Genomic DNA, 17,314 nt, shown 5'->3' with positions numbered 1-17,314 from the left:
CTTGCGAAATTGGCCGTTCGCCTTGGCAAGAAGTTTCATCACTATATCGGGATCAAATCCGGTAAGAAGCTTGCATCCAAAACGATAGCTCCGCTGCGATCAATCCAGCAGTAATGCTCGGGATTCGTTTGTCCTCTGCGAAGCGGGTTGCGCGTGCAGAATTTTGCATAGGCAGGGTCAACGAAGCGATATGGCAGTGACTCATCCCGCCCAGCCGTAATTCCTAGGCGTGTGGTTTGAATCAAATGCGCAGGAGACTCGCCCACATCGTCGACAAACAGCATCTCTGGATCAAACGGTTGAGCATCCCAATCCGGCACTCGCAGCGCCAAAGCTCGGCACAACTGGACCTGCCCCGCACAGAGGCGATGCAAGGGGCGCGTTGTGCCGTCCGGGCCTGGGTTTTCCACTTGCATGATGGCGAATGCCGCCGGGCCGGCGATAGGATCAATCCACGGATAAGCTGACTTGATCAGCACTGCATTGCCCTCGCCCGCACCACTGATATTGAACGAATCTCCGCCGCGCGAGTAGTACATATAGATGGTGCCGCTATCCATGAAGAGCGCGCGTCTTTTGTGGGTGTAGCCGAGCGATGCGTGGCTGCCCTTCTCATCCAGCTTGTATGCCTCAGTTTCTATGATGCGTGCAGACAGCCATTGATTTTTCCAGCGTCGGCGCAAGACCTTGCCGATTAATGCTCGCGCAAGGGCTGGGCTGTCTTGATCGAAGAAGGAATTCTCCAGCATATGAAACTTCGTGGCGCCTGCATTTTCATCCCGCATAGAATTTTTCATTCAATAGTTCTTCCAATACTCAATTCCACAGGCCAGACGCAATACTGATACGTCGGCGGAACTACATGATTCTTGATTGTGCCTTCAGCATTAATCAAGAGGTGATCTTGTCCGGATCAAGGTTCGCCAGGAACTGGTGGATCTGCGCCACCACTGCCGCGCCCTCACCTACCGCTGCAGCAACACGTTTGGTGGAACCGGCGCGTACGTCCCCTATTGCGAATACTCCAGGCACGCTGGTCTCCAGCGGCGAGCGCATCGCCATCTCCGGCGGATGGAGATTCCCGGCCAAATTGGCTGCGGACTGCGTTTTCGCAACGTCAGCGCCAGTCCGTATAAATCCATGTTTGTCGACATCCACACCCGAGTCAGCGAGCCATCCGGTATTGGGGTCGGCGCCGATAAACAGGAAAATCCGGCAGACGTCACAATCAGACTCTTCCCCGGTTTGCGAGTTACGGATTCGCACTTGTTTCAAACCGTCGTCATCCCCTTCCAGCGCCACAATTTCCGAATAGGTGTGCAACTCGATGTTGGGATGAGCCTGTATCCGCTCTATGAGGTAACGAGACATCGTCGATGCCAAGGCCCCTTTACGAATAAGCATGTGTACCTTGGAAGCATGCCCGGCGAGGAACACGGCGGCCTGCCCAGCAGAATTACCGCCGCCGACCAGTACCACCTCCTCCGTCTTGCATAATTGCGCCTCTACTGGCGATGCCCAGTAGTACACGCCCTTGCCCTCAAATTGCTTCAGGTTGGCCAGCGATGGCCGACGGTAGCGGGCACCGCATGACAGCACTACCGTGCGTGCCTTGATACGGCTCAGACTACCGCACATTTCCACTTGCAATGGATAGATGCCGCAGATCAAGCGGCCGGCCGGCGCGGGGATCGCAATCTCGACGCCAAATTTTTCTGCCTGCACATAGGCGCGACCTGTCAGCGCTCCGCCCGAGATGCCCGTTGGGAAGCCCAGATAATTCTCTATCCGCGCGCTGGCACCAGCCTGGCCGCCATAAGCATGCGTTTCCAGCACCAGCACCGACAAGCCCTCTGATGCCGCATACACCGCCGTCGCCAGCCCGGAGGGACCGGCGCCAACCACAATCACGTCCCAGACCTTGTCTTCGCTTAAGTGCCTGAGCGTGCCGATACAGCGGCCAAGCTCAACCACCGATGGATTTTTCTTGATACCGATGTTTGGAAAAATGACCAGCGGCCAATCCTCCAGCGTTGGCTGATGCCGGGCTACCAGCTCAGCGGCCTGAGGATCCACGAGCGGGTCCAGTACCGTATAAGGATGGGCGTTGGCCGTTAAGAAACTCTGCAATGCATGAATGCGTCCATGCCCGCGCGGGCCGATGATGACGGGACCACCGGAGTTTTGCTCCAGCAAAGCGACGGTGCGAAGGATCAGCGCCCGGATGATGCGCTCTCCCAGCTCCGCATAAGCCACCGCAAGCGTGCGCAAAGACTCTGCCGATAGCAACAGCACGCTCAATTCATTTACGGCGATGCCATTCGCCAAGGCAGGCCGGTCGGATAACTGGCCTGTATCGCCGGTAAATTGGCCAGGGCGCAAGGTAACGATCCGGGTGTTGTTATGAAAACCGTCGTGGCGGTATACCGCAATGGCTCCGGTCAGCACGAACATCATGCCGGCGGGAGGTTTTCCGGCTTCAAGCACTACAGCGCCATCACTGAAATGCTGCTCAGTGGCAAAACGCTTCACATGACGCATATCAGCTTCGCTCAGCGTCGGAAATATCTGGTGGCGGCGCTTCTCAAGCTCCACGCTAGGAAGCGATGGCTGTTCTTCTGGCGACTCTGTGAGCTTAGTGATCATGGCAGTGGCGAAAAACCAGGAGGGTTGAAGAATACGACAAGTGTATCCCAAACAAGCCGCTTAACCGGGCCGCGGCAATGTTCGCGTTGAGTCGCGGCCCCGTATTTCAATCTTTTTCAAAGATTGAGGAAATATGATCTAAGATTCTTCTCCGGGTTCTGAACGTATTTTCACGTGGAGTCTTGCCGATGCAAAAAGTTTTTCCGATAGCCGCCTTGATACTCGGATTGAGCGTGATGACGCAGGCGTGGTCGGCCAACCTCTGCCCTCCCCATGCGGTGAGGATTGCCCTTTACGAGGCGGGCCTGTTTTACTTCGACGGCAAGGGCATAGACCGTGAAATGGCAAACGAACTGCAGAGCCGCACCGGTTGTATCGTTGAGGCGACACCGCTGCCGAGGGCACGCGCCTATTTCTTGCTGGAAGAAGGTCACACAGACATAGTCATGGCGGCGGTCGTCAATCCTAAACGCGATCAGTATGCGTTCTTTATCCCGTATATGCAGCAACGCTTTGTGACAGTGATACATATGGACGTGCCCGTCGAGAAGACGACTCTGGCTGCATTCGCTGCTGATCCTGCCTTGCATTTCGGCGCGGTACGCGGCGTCAACTACGGCGGTGGCCGCGATGACTGGTATGCGAGGATGGAAAGAGAACAGAGGCTGGAGCTAGGCTCGGGCATGCCCAATGTATTTCGCATGCTGAAGTCCAGACGCTTCCAGGCGCTGTTCGCTGTTCCATTGCAATACGAAAAGGAGTTGGCCGATGCCGGCATGAGCGATCAGGTGCGCGTGGTCGACTGGTTTCCCAACGAACCTCCTGCCGCACGCGCGCTCGCAATGTCGCGCAAAAATTTCACAGCCGAGCAACTCAAGGGCTGGACAGAGGTCGTCCAATCGATGAAATCCGATGGCACGATCAAGCGCATCCTGGCCAAATACCTTTCCGCCGCTGAAGCGTCAAAAGCCGTCATTAAATAAGCTGGCCAGACTCGCCAGCTCAAGCTATCTCGCTATCTCGCGCTACAAGATCAGTCGCATAGTCCAGGATTGTGACGAATTAAGGTGGCATATCTCTAAAAAGCCATGCACAACGCGCACCCAAATGCCAAGCGCAGTGACTCAAAATACAACGGCCACAATCTTATCAATTGTAATAGATTGTAAGAGTTGTCATGAACGTCAACCAGATCCCAAGGCTTCCTTAGCTCCAATTGTAAAGAAATGCCTGGGTACCAGCAGGCACGGCATCGGACAGACAGCGAGCCGTGTCGCCGCCATTTGTTGCGCTGCAACCAGATTGTCAACAATCGCCTTGCAGCATCTTTTGATGTGCGTGAGATCCACCTCCGTAATATATCTAAGCTCTGCTGCCGCAGTGCCTACTTTATAGCTTGTAACATTTCCCTAACGGCGGAACGCTATATTCGTCGAGTCATCGTTTGGCCGCTGCATACCTTTTTACAGCGTGCTTCCTCTCGACGCAGCATTCGCCAAGGCAATCGAAAGCCGCATTTTAATGAATATGTTCACTTAATTCCGGCGATCTGGACACACAAAAAAACCGTGTCACATATCGGCTTGACACGTATAGGTGTGCGGGATAACTTACGCAAAATATTGCCTTATGGGAATTTTTTCGTACCAAACCCAAACCTGCGTAAAACCGCAAGCAGGTGTGCATCATCGAAGTTGTCGCAAGAGCAGTTGACTTTAAGGACCGTGCGGGAGTCTGTATTACGGAAGTAATGAATCAAGCAGCCTGATGCACGGGGCTTTTGTGCTTGCTTCGAGATATGGGGCCAATCAAGCGCCAGCATGCTCAAGAAGCAGGGGCTGAAAAGAATGTTGAACACCCACAGATTTTTTTTTACGTAAATAGAGTAGTAACGAACCACGAGCAAATGGAGATACTATGAACCGAGTTCCATATCAGCATAGATTAAACAAGCAGTTGCAGAATCTTTCAACACAAGGCTTGCCGTTAGCCTTGGCATTGTTGTTGGCGGGCTGCGGCGGCGGAAGTGATGAATCCACCGCACCCGACGCCAGGGGCCCTGTAAGCGCCAAGGTCCTGGCCGCTGCCATGGCTTCCGCCGAAACAGCACTGACGCCGATCAGCGCCAGCGCCAGTTCGTCGGAGCGTGGTGATCTGTCGGCCGCTGCAGCGATTGACCACAACGAAGGTACGCGCTGGGGCAGCGGATTTTCCGATGACCAGTACCTGACCCTGGACTACGGCAAATCCGTGGTCATCACCCGCGTTCATATCGAATGGGAAAATGCGCACGCCATCCAATACCAACTGCAGGTATCGGACGACAATGCTAATTGGACCACGATCAAGAACGTGGACAACAGCCAGGGCGGCACTGAAGATATTGCTGTTGCGGGCCAGGGACGCTACCTGCGCATGAAGGGCGTGAAGCGCTCCACGCAGTACGGCTATTCGATCTTCGAGATCCAGGCTTTCTCGGGCACTCCGGTCACACCTCCAGTGACAGACCCGACCAATCCTACTAACCCGACCAATCCGACGGACCCTACAAATCCTCCGTCAGGACCAATCGATACCAGCAAGCCTGGCGTATCCATCAAGCCGGTAACGGCAACCTCGTCCGCATTGGAAAACGGTGGCATGCCTGCTACTCTGGCGATAGACGGCAAGCCTGGCACCCGCTGGTCCAGCGCATCCGAGGATGGAGCCTGGATCCAGTTCGACTTTGGCACCAAGACCCAGGTCGGCTATATGAAACTGCTCTGGGAAAACGCCTACGGCAAGCAGTACACGCTGCAGGTATCGGATGACGGCCAGACCTGGTCGCAAATCCGCTCCGTGACCAACGGCCAGGGCGGTACCGAGGAGTTCTTCAATCTCGGTGTCAATGCCCGTTACCTCAAGCTGCAAGGCGTAGCCCGCGCAACCCAGTATGGCTACTCATTGTTCGAAGTGGAGTTCAAAACACCAGGCAGCGATAACACATTGCCTAATGCGACTACTTCGGCACTGAAATTCCCTGTCAACGGCAACGGCTGGGCTGCATTGCCTACGCCCGGCCAGCCGCTGGAAACTCTGCAGTTCACACTGCCTGACGGTACGCTGGTCACCCGCTTCGGCGCGCGCGGCCTGGCTCGTCACGGTCGCGAGCGCGGCGAGGAATGGAATGAAATCGGCTACGGCCCCAATGAAACTGTTGACCCAGCGACTGGCTTGCCGGTAGACAAAGGACCGGGCAATTACCTGACCTTCGTGCCGCAATACTTCAAAAACCGCACCTGGGGTGTTGAGGTCATTGACAATAGCCGCGTAGCAGGCGTGACCAAGCCAACGTTAACGGTGAACCAGTACACCACTGTTGATTTCCTGAAGGGTGGCGTCGCCTACTTCCGCGCAATCGACCGCCCGGGCGTGACGGGTTATGGCTGGATGTCTCCAGGCCAGCTGGTGGATGACAATGTGCCTATCTGCAAACCGGTTGCCTACCCAGCCAACGGCAAGCTGACCAATGCCAACGGCATCAACAACGGCTGTACCATGCTGGTCAAGGAATATCCAGGCATGAGCGGCCTGGATGCTAACGGTTTCCCGAACGGCACAGATATCAAGGCCCGCCCTCTGGTCGTTGGCGATGTCATCGAAGTTTCACCATCGATGTTCACCACAACAGACTCAATGGCAGCCAAAGGCGACAATGGCGGCATCCGCTACTATTCAGCCGAATGGATCTACGTCGTAGGCTCGGGCCTCAAGCCATGGTACGGCGTACAGCCACGCCTGAACTCGGTACCGCTGCCGGATGAAACTTTGTCTGGTGGTGCAGGTTCAGTGTCCTATAACTATTCGGACAATGGCCTGTTCATGTTCCAGCAGCCGCAAAATAACGTCGGTATGCAAAACATGCAGCGCTTCGTCGAAGGTCGTCGTCTGGTTCACACCAACTTCACCACCGGTGACCACAACGAGCCGGGCAATGACCGCTATGCACCAGCCGTGGGCCTGCAGGGACAACGCTTTAACCAGTCCGCCTGTATCGCTTGCCACGTCAACAATGGCCGCAGTGTAGCTCCAACCGCGCTGAACCAGCGTCTTGACAGCATGTCCGTCCGCGTTGCGACAACCGATGCGAATGGCGTACAGTTGCCGCATCCGCAGTACGGCACTGCCGTCCAGATGAATGCGTTCTCTGCAACCGGAACACCGCAAAACTGGGGCAACAGCGTTCTTGTCGCAGGGTTCGACACCAGCTCAGTGAAGCTTGCAGACGGCACGGTAGTTGAACTGCGCAAACCTAAGCTCGCATTTGAAGGCCCGACCCCGGATACCTTCTCGCTGCGTGCAGCCCAGCCTATGATAGGCACAGGCTTGCTGGAAGCCATCCCTGAAGCGGATATCCTCGCTCGAGTACGTTCGACACCGGATGCTGATGGCGTAAAAGGTGTAGCCAACTTCGTGTTCGATCCTGAAAGCGGCGCTGTCCGTGTAGGCCGCTTTGGCTGGAAGGCATCCAAAGCGACCCTGCGTCAGCAGGCTGCTTCTGCGCTGCTGTTGGACATGGCAGTAACTTCGCCTCTGTACCCTAACCTGAGCTGCAACACTAACCCAGCCGGCTGCAATTCTGCCGGTGCCCAGAAAGGTATTTCAGAGTCCGATCTGCAATCGATCTCCAACTACCTCGCACTGGTGGCTGTACCTGCTCAACGTAGCCTTGCCAGCGGCTTCCCTAAAGGCGTAGCGCCAATGGATGAGCATGTTGTCGATGCGGTTAAGGTCAGCGCCGGCGCCAAAGTCTTCCAGGGTATGCGTTGTGCAGCTTGCCACACAGTGGAAATGAAAACTGGTCCAGGACACTTGTTCGCCGAACTGGATAATCAGACCATCCGTCCTCACACTGATTTGCTGTTGCACGACATGGGCACAGGTCTTGCCGACAAATTTGTCGAAGGCCAGGCTAAAGGCAGTATGTGGCGTACAGCACCTCTGTGGGGTATCGGTTACACAGACAAGGTCATGGGCAACAGCGCCAAAGTCGGTTACCTGCACGATGGCCGCGCTCGCAACCTCACTGAAGCCATCCTCTGGCACGGCGGCGAAGCAGCTACAGCAAGCCAGCGTTTCCAAAACCTGTCTACCGCAGACCGCACAGCCCTGCTGGCATATTTGAAATCGCTCTAATGTGTAGTTAGGTTTGCTTGAGATAACGGCCGCTGAGTAGATAGCTTACTCAGCGGCCGTTTGCATGATGCTTTGTGGGAGAGTGACCATGAGTTGTGTGACCAATTATCCGTATGGGTATATCACCACTGCGAACTTAAGATCAAATTCCTTGCTGCAAGCCCCGACACCTTGTATCGAACCCCATGACCCTCGCTCCCTAGCCGGGCGTTACGTAAATGAAGCCCTCGCTATCAAGTTTGGTCAGCATCTTATCCAGCATACGCAAAGTCGAAGTGTGATCATGAAAGAGAATGACGTCTCCCCTTTCGATCTTCAAATTGTCGACGTATGCTTTGACGCTGTCGATGACGCGCGATTTATTGCTTTGAACCATATCCATCGAGTTGACAGTCCAGTACAAGGAAGCCATTCCCTGTTCAAGCGCAAAGTTCGTCACATTTTCTGAACGCTCACCCCATGGAGCCCTAAAATAGGCAGGCCTAGATCCGGTCAAATTTTTAATATATGAACTGCATTCACTGATCTCCTGGTGCATTTTTTGCGGATCATCTCTGTCAAGATTCTTAAGATTCAGGTGATGGTATCCATGATTGCCAATCAGATGTCCCGCACTTGTTATTTCTTTCAGCGTATCCCTGCTTGCCTGAAAATTGGAATTTGCCGCTGGATCAAGATGTTTGCAGTTAACAAACCAGATGCTTTTTGCAGAATGCTTTTTTAAGATGGCAAGTATCGCCAAATCGATCTCCGGGTCATCCGGGCCATCGTCAAAAGTAAGCAGGATAGGTTTTTGTTTGAACGATAATTGCGGCAAAAATTTATCCAGGCCATGCTTAGGTTGGGAGATTTGCTGAGATTTCGAGTCGATAAAGTATTTTTCTGAGTAAGACGCTGCACTTACTTCAGAAAAGCCTAACTCTGGATTAATCGCTAGTGCGGCAACACTAAACAGTAAAAGCCATATTGGATTTCGTTTCACGTCTCAAGCCCGCCGCGTTGATTAATTATGTGTTGAAAACTCGTAAACCTGTAAGCACCGCACAAAAAACATTTCGTCACTAGTGCTTTAAAGCATTGTTTCACACAATAAATAAAAAAACCGGTGAAAAATTTGATTTAACTTAAGTTCACAACCCAGATGTCTTTTAGACATTAAAGACCTCCATATATCTAACAACAAGAAAAACTGGCAGATATAACAGCCCGCACAGCAAGACGACAGCACCATTTTCTACAAGCTGTCATAGCTGTAATGAGTACTTGGGAGCCCGCCATGCGCAGCAATACTGCTGATGCAAAAGTAAAATTAGTTAGTATTCAAGCTACCAATTTTTCTCGCCCATCTACCTTGTTCCAAAAGACGTCATTACCGCTTACCGTGGTTCTATTGAGTATCCGTCTTTGGTCGGCGCTGACAGAAGTTGCCTTGTGCGCCACCCTGAGATTGTCGGCAATAACAAAATCACCTTTTTGCCAGGCATGGATATAGGTCGCACCGGGGCGAGAAAAATGCTGGTCCAGTTCAGCCATCAGTTCCTCAGACTCCCCCTCTCTCAGGCCCTGGATATGATGCGTCAATCCCATATTCAGATAGAGGCCGGGGCGTCCGGTTTTGGGATGCAGCATCACCAGCGGATGCAAGATGCCGTTCCTGTGTACGGTAATCAGCTTTTCAACTTTGCGTTTCATCTCTAGTGACAGCTCACGGTAAGCAAGCTGCAAATCAGTAAACAAAGTCTGGCCGCCCTCCCTTGCTTCCTCTACTGTCTGCCATAGCGTGATCGGCGTGGCGACTTCACGGAAAGAGCCGTCGGAGTGCCAGTAACGCCCTACTTCTACATGGCCGTCTGCCGGGCGGCTGGCAACGCGGAAAATTTGCGGCACACCGGCAACCTGGTTACCGGTATTGGGGAATGTTTCGAGGCTGCCGAAAATGCGCGATGCAGCAACCTGCTCATCAGGCGCCAGGCCTTGGTCACGCACCACCAGAAGCCCATACTCCAACAAGGCCTCACGCAACTTGCCGGTATCACTCTCGCCAATCTGGCGTAGATTGATCTCTTCCACAAAGGCACCAAAACCGATAGGCATAGCCAGAATTTTCATATTTCGCTCCAGGATCTGAATTGTTTCGCCATAGAAAGGCAGACTTCTCCCGGCTTCACAAAAACTCAACAGGCCGGGGATAGAGCAACTATAGGCTTTGTCCATATTGCTGTTAATATAGGAAAAATCGTCAACACCTTTGCATTCAACGCAAAAGCCAACATGGACAGATTCGCTGCCCTCAATACCTTCATCCTGGTAGCCCACACCGGTGGATTCTCGGCGGCGGCAAGAGAGCTAGGCCTTGCAACCTCCTCCGTAGCCCGCTTGATAGACGCACTTGAAGAAAAGATAGGCGCGCCTTTACTGAATCGTTCCACGCGCAAGGTGACACTGACCGAGGCAGGACGTGCCTATTATGAAAAGGCCGTAAAAATCCTGTCGGATCTGGAAGAGGCAGATAACACCGCGGCGGCAAGATCCAGCGAGCCGGCTGGGCTATTGCGCATCTCGGCCCCGGTCACCTTTACCAATTTGCACATCGCTCCGCTACTGCCGGAGCTGACGCGCCTTTATCCCAGGCTCGAATTTGATATGCGACTGAGCGATGCAACGGTGAATCTGGTAGACGAGTCGATAGATGTCGCGATACGCATAGGCGCAATGGAACAGCAAGCCAACTTGATTGCTCGCAAGCTGTCCATGCACGAGCGCTATATTTGCGCCAGTCCCACTTATCTGGCGCAGCACGGCCGTCCGGTGCTGCCGGAGGATCTGATGAAACACAATTGCCTGCAGTTTGCCTATGCAGCGGGCAGGCAGATCTGGCATTTGCAATCGGGGGCCAGGATGGAAGAGGTACAGGTAAGCGGCAATTTGAGTGTCAACAACTCGGAAACCCTGCGGCAGGCGGCGCTGCGAAGCATGGGCATTGCGTTGCTGCCTGACTGGCTGGTACATGCCGATATACAGGCCGGGAATCTGATACGCCTGATGGAAAAGTACCAGGTCAATCCGGGCGCAATGGATATTGGAATTTATGCGGTTTACCAGCTTAATCGCCGTGGATCGTCAAAGATCAAGGCGTTCACGGACGCCTTGAGTATTGCCTTGCTTGATGCGCAATCATCCAGAAATAAACACAAGTGATCTGGCGAGCCGCTGGTTCGGCGGCACCGCCAACTCACCGAATAATGCCAGCTTAAGACCGCGCGTCCGGCTGCCAGCCTCCACCCAAAGCGCGCGCCACCGCTGCAGCCGCCAACAGGCGTTGCGTCTGGATCTGAACAGTAGCGCGATCAGCCGCCAGGGAGCTCCTTTGCGCGTCCGTCACTTCCAGGAAATTGGACAGGCCGCGTTCATAGCGGAAACGTGCCACTGTGTAGGCGCGGCCAGCCGCAGTCTGTGCCTGCTGTTGCGCCTGCGCCTGTTGCTGCCTTTGTTCAGTATCGGATAACGCATCTTCCACTTCACGCAAGGCAGTCAGCAGCTTGCCTTCATGGTTGGCAAGTGCCTCGTCATAGCGGGCACGCGCCAGATCCAGGTTGGACTGGTTGCGGCCGCCATCAAAGACAGGCAGCGATAAAGCCAGAGGGCCGACACTGAACTGGCGCGAGCCGGATTCCATCAGCTTGCTCAGGCTCTCGGACGCAAACCCGAAATTACCGGTCAATTGCAGCGATGGGTAAAACGCAGCCTCTGCCACACCTATCTGTGCATTGGAAGAACGCAGCAAGGCGACGCTCTGCTGCAGGTCTGGACGCTGCGCCAGCAGGCTGGCAGGCAAACCCGCCTGCACCCGTGGAGCCTCGGGAAGAGCAACGTCAGCAGTCAGCTTCAGGCCTTCGGAGGGAGAAGCACCAATCAGCACTGCAAGCGCATGCTCCAGCAAATTGGACTGGCGCTGTGCCTCGTGCAGGTCTGCTTCCGCATTGGCGGTCTCCACTTGCGCGCGCGCGACATCCAGTTCATTGGTAAAGCCGTTATCGAAGCGGGCTTGCACCAGTTGCTGGGTTTCTTTACGGCTGGCTAGTGCGTCTTGCAGGATGCGCTGTTCCGCCTGCAGGCCGCGCCATTGCCAATAGGTCGTTGCTACCTGCGAACTCAGCAGCAGCAATACACCGTCGCGGTCATAGCTGGCGGCCAGCGCTTGCGCATCGGCGGCTTCTACCGCACGGTGTAGTTTGCCCCACAAATCCAGTTCATAGGACAAACCAAGGCCCGTCTGGTACTGGTTGCCGCTAATCGCGCGGCCACCCATCATCAATGCCTGAGAGGTATTGGCCGACGTACGTGAATTGGAAACACCGGCATTGGCTGTAAGTTGCGGGGCGCGATTGGCGCGGGCGCTACCCAGTTGCGCCTCGGCCTGCAACAGGCGGGCTGCTGCTGCCTTCACATTATAGTTGTCGCTCAGCGCAGTTTCTTCCAGGCGATTGAGGCTGGGGTCACGGAAAATTTCCCACCAGTGTTGCGGCAGATGTGCGGCATCCGTAGCGAGCGATCCGGCAACAGATCCTGAGTGGCGGAAAGCAGCGGGCATTTGCGCCGCCGGCTCATGAAAATCCGGGCCCACAGCGGCGCAGCCGGCAGTAACGGCCATCACGGCAACCATCATGCCTGTCATTGCAAAACGTTTAAACATAGTAATAACCTCGGTATAAATTTGATTCAGGAAGGGTTTCATTGCCACGACTATCGTCAGCAAGTCATTCATCAATGCCCCCCTCCTCCGCCAACAGCCGTTACGCGGTCAAACATCCAGACCAGCGGCACACAGCCAATCAGCACTACACCCATGATCCAGAAACAGTCGTTGAAGGCCATTACCGATGCCTCGCGGGTAATCAGATTGTTGATCATTTGCGTAGCCTGCTGGGCTGCCATGGAAGGCTCGATGCCGCTGGAGACAAAACTCTGCGTCAATTGGTCCAGCCTTTCCTGAGTGGCAAGCGCATAGGAAGAAGCAGCTTCCCCTATGCGTGACCAGTGGAACTGCGTGCGTTGCGTCAGCATTGTGGCCAGCATCGCAATCCCTATCGAGCCGCCCAGGTTACGGGTCATGTTGAACAGGCTGGACGCTGAGCCGACATCGCGCGGTGCCACGCCCTGCATGACGAAGGTCTGCAAAGTCAGCATCAGGAAGGGCTGGCCTATCGCGCGTACAACCTGCGGCAATATCAATTGCGTATAGCCGACATTGGCATCCATATAGGCGTTGATCAGGCAAGAGATGCCGAACATCGTCAGGCCAAAAGAAGCCATGATGCGGTTATCCAGCCTGGTGCTTAGCCTGGCGACTATCGGCGTCACCAGCAATTGCGGCAGCCCCATCAGCATGATGACCTCGCCAATTTGCATAGGGCTATAACCGGCGATCTGCGCCAGATAGATAGGCAGCACAAATGTAGAGCCATACAAACCCATGCCCGTCACCAGCGCCATTACAGTAGAGATGCGGAAATTGCGTGTGGCAAACAGGCGCAGATTGACGAAGGTGCTAGGACGCAGCAACGCCGACAATACCCAGCCGAGCAGGCCCGCAATCGCAAGAGCGGCGCACACCAGGATATAGCTGGAGTCAAACCAGTCTTTGGAGTTGCCTTCCTCCAGCATCACCGTCAATCCGCCCAGACCTATTGCCATGCAAAAAATGCCGGTCCAGTCGGCTTCACGGAACAGCTTCAACTGCCCGCCTTCATCACGCAGGCCGTAAGCAATACCGGACAACATCAGCAAACCGGGAGCCATATTGACGTAGAAAATCGAGGGCCAGCCATAGATTTCGCTCAGATAACCGCCCACCGTCGGTCCCAGCGATGGCGCCAGCGTGGCAGTCAGGCCAAACAAGGCCATGCCTATCGTGCGCTTGGATACCGGCAACCGGGTCAGCACCAGCGTCATCGCCATCGGGATCAGCGCACCGCCGCTAAAACCCTGTATGACGCGGAAGGCGATCATGCTGTTCAGGCTCCACGCATTGCCGCACAAGGCAGACGCAGTCAGGAAAACAGCCGTAGTACCCAGCATGTAGCGGCGCAGGCCAAAGCCGCGGCTCAGCAAACCCGTCAAAGGAATCACGATAATTTCCGCTACCAGATAAGCGGTAGAAACCCAGGAGCCTTCCTCCTGCGTTGCAGACAAGCTACCGAGAATATCTTTCAGCGACGAATTGGTGATCTGGATATCCAGAATCGCCATGAATGCGCCGAGCATCCCTGCGCACATCGCAATCCAGTCACGGGTGCTCATTTCAGTCGGCGGCGCAGGAAAGGCGGCTGGCGCCGCTTTAGGCGGAACCGGCAGCGCTGCAGTAGATGTGGCGCTCATTTTTCGTTCCTAGCGTGCGGCAACTTGCGCGGTGTGGCCGGCATCGGCAGCAGAGGCTTGCTTCGCAGCCGGTTTGCCCTGCCCCAGTTCAACCTCTACGATGACTGACATGCCTGGCACCAGGTGATCGCTGTGCGCGTTGATGTCTTCCTGTGACAGCAGAATCTTGACCGGTACCCTTTGCACGATCTTGGTAAAGTTGCCGGTTGCATTGTCTGCCGGCAGCAACGCAAACTGCGCGCCGGAGGCAGGAGCGATGCTGTCTATCTGTCCATGCAATACCTGGCCGGGAATTGCATCAACGCTGATGTCGGCGACCTGGCCCGCATGCAAGCCGTGCAGTTGTGTTTCCTTGAAGTTGGCAGTCACCCAGACTTTTTCTTCCACGATTGCCAGCAATTGCTGGCCGGCCTGTATCCGCGCACCGACTTCCAGCGAACGCTTGCCGATCCGACCCGCCACGGGAGCCAGGATCTGGTTATACGCCAATTGTTGCTGCGCATCTTTCAGTTGGGTTTCTAATACCTTCACCTGGGCGCGCGCTACGTCACGCGCAGTGTTGGACGCTGCAGCCTGGGCCTTTGCTGCGGCAACCGAGCTATGCTTGGCAGCCACATCAGCCAGCGCACCGGACAGACCGGCATTGGTAGCATCCAGTTCCGCCTTGGATACGGCTTTCATCTGCGCGTTATACAACTGGGAATAACGTTCGGCATCCTGTTTTGCACGCAAGGCTTGCGCGTCAGACTGGGCCAGTTGGGCTGTCGCTGCACCTGTTTGTGCCTGGGCCTGTGCGAATTGTGCATCCGCCTGCAATACCTGTTGCTGGGTCGACGCGATTTGCGCCTGTATCTGCTCTATGCGCAGACGCTGGTCGGTAGGATCCAGCTCGGCAATCACCTGCCCTGCTTTCACCAACTGGTTATCGTCCACCAGCACCTTTGTCACCACGCCGGCCACCCTTGCCGATACCGGATGCACATGGCCGGTCAGGTAGGCATTGTCCGTTTCTACCAGATGCATGCTGCGCCACCAGATACGGCCACCCGCGCCCAATGCCAGCAAAACGATGGTCGCAGCAATGATCAGCACGCGGCGATTAGAGGCCGGTTTGGCCGGCTTAACTGCCGGAGGCGCAACTTGCGCCGCAATGGGGCTAACCGGTGCCAGTGCAGCATGTGCTTGCGCTGTTTGTGGCTCTTGAGAATTTTGTGAATTTGACATCAGGCACTCCTTGGATAATCTGGACTAATCGCAATTTAATGAAACGAATGATGTTCATTATTAATGAGGCGAACCCTAAAGTCAAGGAATGAAACGATTTCATTTCATTATTTTGCGCTATACTATGAAAATGCTATTCAAGCCGGAGCTTCAAGCCATGAGTGATGTAACAATAAAAAATGAAGAAGTTGAAAAACCAGCAACTACTACCAAGAAAGTTTCGAAAGCCAAACCCCGCAGCGCAGGCCGCCCTCGCCAGGATGACGTAGAAGAACGCGCACAGGAATTGCTGGACGCCGCGGTCAAGCTATTCCTGAAAAAGGGATATGGCGACGTCAGCCTGGAAGCGATCGCAAAAACGGCGCATGTGGCTGTGCGCACCATCTATGTGAAGTTTGGCGGCAAGGTAGGCCTGTTCCAGGCCGCCATCTGCGCCGAACGTGATCGCCTGTTTGGCGAAGTAGACCAGATGGAATTCGATATGCGCCCCATGCACGATGTGCTGATGGATTTTGGTAAACGCTTTGTGAATACTGCAATGAGCGAGCGCTCGGCGATGATACAGCGTATCGTCATCGCAGAATCAGGACGCAACCCTGATCTGGGCAGGATATTTTTTGAAGCAGGCCCGGCGCTGACCAGGGCAGCCCTGGGTCGCTATTTCGCCCGCCCAGACATACGCGCCAAGTTCCGCGACGATGCGCATCTTGAGGTAATCATCTCCCACTTCCTCAATAGCATTAGCGGCGACTACTGGGTACGCCTGATCAGCGGCAGCACCCGCGGCCTGACAGACGAAGAATCCCGGCAGCGCGTAGAACAGGGCATATCGCTGTTTTTAACAGGCATGCAAAAATAGGCATACGCAAGCCCTCCTCTATTGATGAGCCCAGCAGACTCGCATTTTGTCATGCACAATGTGCTCAATACAATGACAAAAGACTCAGGCATGCCTGCTCGCCATAACTCATGAATAACAGCATAAATGATGATCTCCATGCCGGCGCCAGCGTGGAAGATCTGGTCGCTTTCCTGCATCGTCATCCCAAAGTGCTGGCACTGACCGGTGCGGGTATCAGCACTGCATCGGGCATTCCAGATTACCGCGACAAGGATGGCGTGCGGCGCGGGAACGCCCCCATACAGGGGCCGGATTTCCGTAGCAAAGAGCCGGTACGTAAACGTTACTGGGCGCGTAGCATGGTGGGCTGGCCTGCCATGGCTAGAACGCTGCCGAATGCCGGCCACCACGCGATCGCGTCTATGGAAAAAGCCGGCTACCTGTCTGCGGTGCTGACACAAAACGTGGATGGCCTGCACCAGCAGGCCGGCAGCAGCAAGCTGATCGAGCTGCACGGCAATATCCACAGGGTGGTTTGTCTGAATTGCAGAACAGAATTTTCACGTGCCGGCATCCAGGTTCTGCTGGAGCAGGCCAACCCTGCACTGGCTCAAACCACGGCAAAAGCCCTGCCGGACGGCGATGCCCAACTGGAGCCGGATGCACTGGAAGACTTTCATATACCGGCATGCAGGCACTGCGGCGGCATGCTGCAACCGGACGTGGTCTTCTTTGGCGACAATGTGCCGCGCGCCTGGTCTGATGCAGCAAGGCAGGCACTGGCAGAAGCGGACGCCCTGCTCGTTATCGGCTCTTCGTTGATGGTATTTTCCGGCTACCGTTTCTGCCGCATGGCCGCAGAAGCCGGAAAGCCCATTGCCGCCATTAACCGCGGCATCACACGCGCAGACGATCTCCTGTCCTTAAAGCTGGAAGCGGCATCTGAAATCGCACTGCCGGAATTGCTACAGCAAATGTCGATACAAACATCTTGATTTCAACCTGACATGAGCTGCGTGCTCTCATCCTGCAGGCAGCAGATATGACAAG

The 17,314-nt window shown here is 55.0% G+C and carries 12 protein-coding genes; 5 read left to right on the top strand and 7 right to left on the bottom strand.

What is annotated here, in order from left to right:
• Positions 1-41: 41 nt before the first annotated feature.
• Complete coding sequence (locus tag IEW12_RS00320) at positions 42-785, bottom strand: DNA-3-methyladenine glycosylase (protein WP_229750833.1); 744 nt, start codon at positions 783-785, stop codon at positions 42-44.
• Positions 786-891: 106 nt separating this feature from the next.
• The gene (locus IEW12_RS00315; protein ID WP_188564018.1) at positions 892-2,646 is read right to left on the bottom strand and encodes an FAD-dependent oxidoreductase; all 1,755 of its coding nucleotides are present in this window, start codon (positions 2,644-2,646) and stop codon (positions 892-894) included.
• A 188-nt stretch (positions 2,647-2,834) separates the two neighbouring features.
• Here IEW12_RS00315 and IEW12_RS00310 point away from each other — a divergent pair, with 188 nt between their 5' ends.
• Together IEW12_RS00310 and IEW12_RS00305 are read left to right on the top strand one after the other, a co-directional pair.
• Complete coding sequence (locus IEW12_RS00310; protein ID WP_188564017.1) at positions 2,835-3,629, top strand: substrate-binding periplasmic protein; 795 nt, start codon at positions 2,835-2,837, stop codon at positions 3,627-3,629.
• Between the two features lie 934 nt (positions 3,630-4,563).
• On the top strand, positions 4,564-7,821 hold the full coding sequence (locus IEW12_RS00305) for a di-heme oxidoredictase family protein (RefSeq protein WP_188564016.1): 3,258 nt from the start codon (positions 4,564-4,566) through the stop codon (positions 7,819-7,821).
• 199 nt (positions 7,822-8,020) lie between these two features.
• Here IEW12_RS00305 and IEW12_RS00300 read toward each other — a convergent pair whose 3' ends face one another.
• Positions 8,021-8,803, bottom strand: coding sequence for a polysaccharide deacetylase family protein (locus tag IEW12_RS00300; RefSeq protein ID WP_188564015.1), 783 nt, complete (start codon positions 8,801-8,803; stop codon positions 8,021-8,023).
• Between the two features lie 338 nt (positions 8,804-9,141).
• Positions 9,142-9,930, bottom strand: a complete 789-nt coding sequence (locus tag IEW12_RS00295; protein WP_188564014.1) for a TauD/TfdA dioxygenase family protein — start codon at positions 9,928-9,930, stop codon at positions 9,142-9,144.
• Positions 9,931-10,092: 162 nt separating this feature from the next.
• On the opposite strand from IEW12_RS00295, the gene IEW12_RS00290 reads away from it, so the two are divergent.
• Positions 10,093-11,019, top strand: coding sequence for a LysR family transcriptional regulator (locus tag IEW12_RS00290; protein WP_188564013.1), 927 nt, complete (start codon positions 10,093-10,095; stop codon positions 11,017-11,019).
• 52 nt (positions 11,020-11,071) lie between these two features.
• Here the strand turns inward: IEW12_RS00290 and IEW12_RS00285 are convergent, their stop codons facing one another.
• From IEW12_RS00285 to IEW12_RS00275, 3 genes are read right to left on the bottom strand one after another with little or no spacing between them, the layout of a single operon-like run.
• On the bottom strand, positions 11,072-12,586 hold the full coding sequence (locus IEW12_RS00285; protein ID WP_308789100.1) for an efflux transporter outer membrane subunit: 1,515 nt from the start codon (positions 12,584-12,586) through the stop codon (positions 11,072-11,074).
• Positions 12,586-14,199, bottom strand: a complete 1,614-nt coding sequence (locus IEW12_RS00280; RefSeq protein ID WP_188564012.1) for a DHA2 family efflux MFS transporter permease subunit — start codon at positions 14,197-14,199, stop codon at positions 12,586-12,588. The genes IEW12_RS00285 and IEW12_RS00280 overlap by 1 nt, the downstream gene beginning before the upstream one ends.
• A gap of 9 nt (positions 14,200-14,208) precedes the next feature.
• Positions 14,209-15,423 (bottom strand): HlyD family secretion protein, encoded by a 1,215-nt coding sequence (locus tag IEW12_RS00275; RefSeq protein WP_188564011.1) that lies wholly within the window; start codon positions 15,421-15,423, stop codon positions 14,209-14,211.
• Between the two features lie 157 nt (positions 15,424-15,580).
• On the opposite strand from IEW12_RS00275, the gene IEW12_RS00270 reads away from it, so the two are divergent.
• Positions 15,581-16,282, top strand: coding sequence for a TetR/AcrR family transcriptional regulator (locus IEW12_RS00270; protein ID WP_188564010.1), 702 nt, complete (start codon positions 15,581-15,583; stop codon positions 16,280-16,282).
• A 110-nt stretch (positions 16,283-16,392) separates the two neighbouring features.
• Positions 16,393-17,259, top strand: coding sequence for an NAD-dependent protein deacetylase (locus tag IEW12_RS00265; protein ID WP_188564009.1), 867 nt, complete (start codon positions 16,393-16,395; stop codon positions 17,257-17,259).
• Positions 17,260-17,314 lie beyond the last annotated feature (55 nt).

It is taken from the genome of Parundibacterium terreum (assembly GCF_014636315.1).
In the GTDB taxonomy this organism is placed as follows: Bacteria; Pseudomonadota; Gammaproteobacteria; order Burkholderiales; family Burkholderiaceae_D; genus Undibacterium; species Undibacterium terreum.
This window is presented reverse-complemented; position numbering and strand designations above follow the sequence as displayed.

What these genes read in the sequence shown, in the direction of transcription:
- IEW12_RS00315 (WP_188564018.1), bottom strand. Translation starts at nt 2,646, where the DNA reads ATGATCACTAAGCTCACAGAGTCGCCAGAAGAACAGCCATCGCTTCCT.
- IEW12_RS00295 (WP_188564014.1), bottom strand. Translation starts at nt 9,930, where the DNA reads ATGAAAATTCTGGCTATGCCTATCGGTTTTGGTGCCTTTGTGGAAGAG.
- IEW12_RS00270 (WP_188564010.1), top strand. Translation starts at nt 15,581, where the DNA reads ATGAGTGATGTAACAATAAAAAATGAAGAAGTTGAAAAACCAGCAACT.
- IEW12_RS00265 (WP_188564009.1), top strand. Translation starts at nt 16,393, where the DNA reads ATGAATAACAGCATAAATGATGATCTCCATGCCGGCGCCAGCGTGGAA.
- IEW12_RS00280 (WP_188564012.1), bottom strand. Translation starts at nt 14,199, where the DNA reads ATGAGCGCCACATCTACTGCAGCGCTGCCGGTTCCGCCTAAAGCGGCG.
- IEW12_RS00320 (WP_229750833.1), bottom strand. Translation starts at nt 785, where the DNA reads ATGCGGGATGAAAATGCAGGCGCCACGAAGTTTCATATGCTGGAGAAT.
- IEW12_RS00290 (WP_188564013.1), top strand. Translation starts at nt 10,093, where the DNA reads ATGGACAGATTCGCTGCCCTCAATACCTTCATCCTGGTAGCCCACACC.
- IEW12_RS00305 (WP_188564016.1), top strand. Translation starts at nt 4,564, where the DNA reads ATGAACCGAGTTCCATATCAGCATAGATTAAACAAGCAGTTGCAGAAT.
- IEW12_RS00275 (WP_188564011.1), bottom strand. Translation starts at nt 15,423, where the DNA reads ATGTCAAATTCACAAAATTCTCAAGAGCCACAAACAGCGCAAGCACAT.
- IEW12_RS00310 (WP_188564017.1), top strand. Translation starts at nt 2,835, where the DNA reads ATGCAAAAAGTTTTTCCGATAGCCGCCTTGATACTCGGATTGAGCGTG.
- IEW12_RS00285 (WP_308789100.1), bottom strand. Translation starts at nt 12,586, where the DNA reads ATGAATGACTTGCTGACGATAGTCGTGGCAATGAAACCCTTCCTGAAT.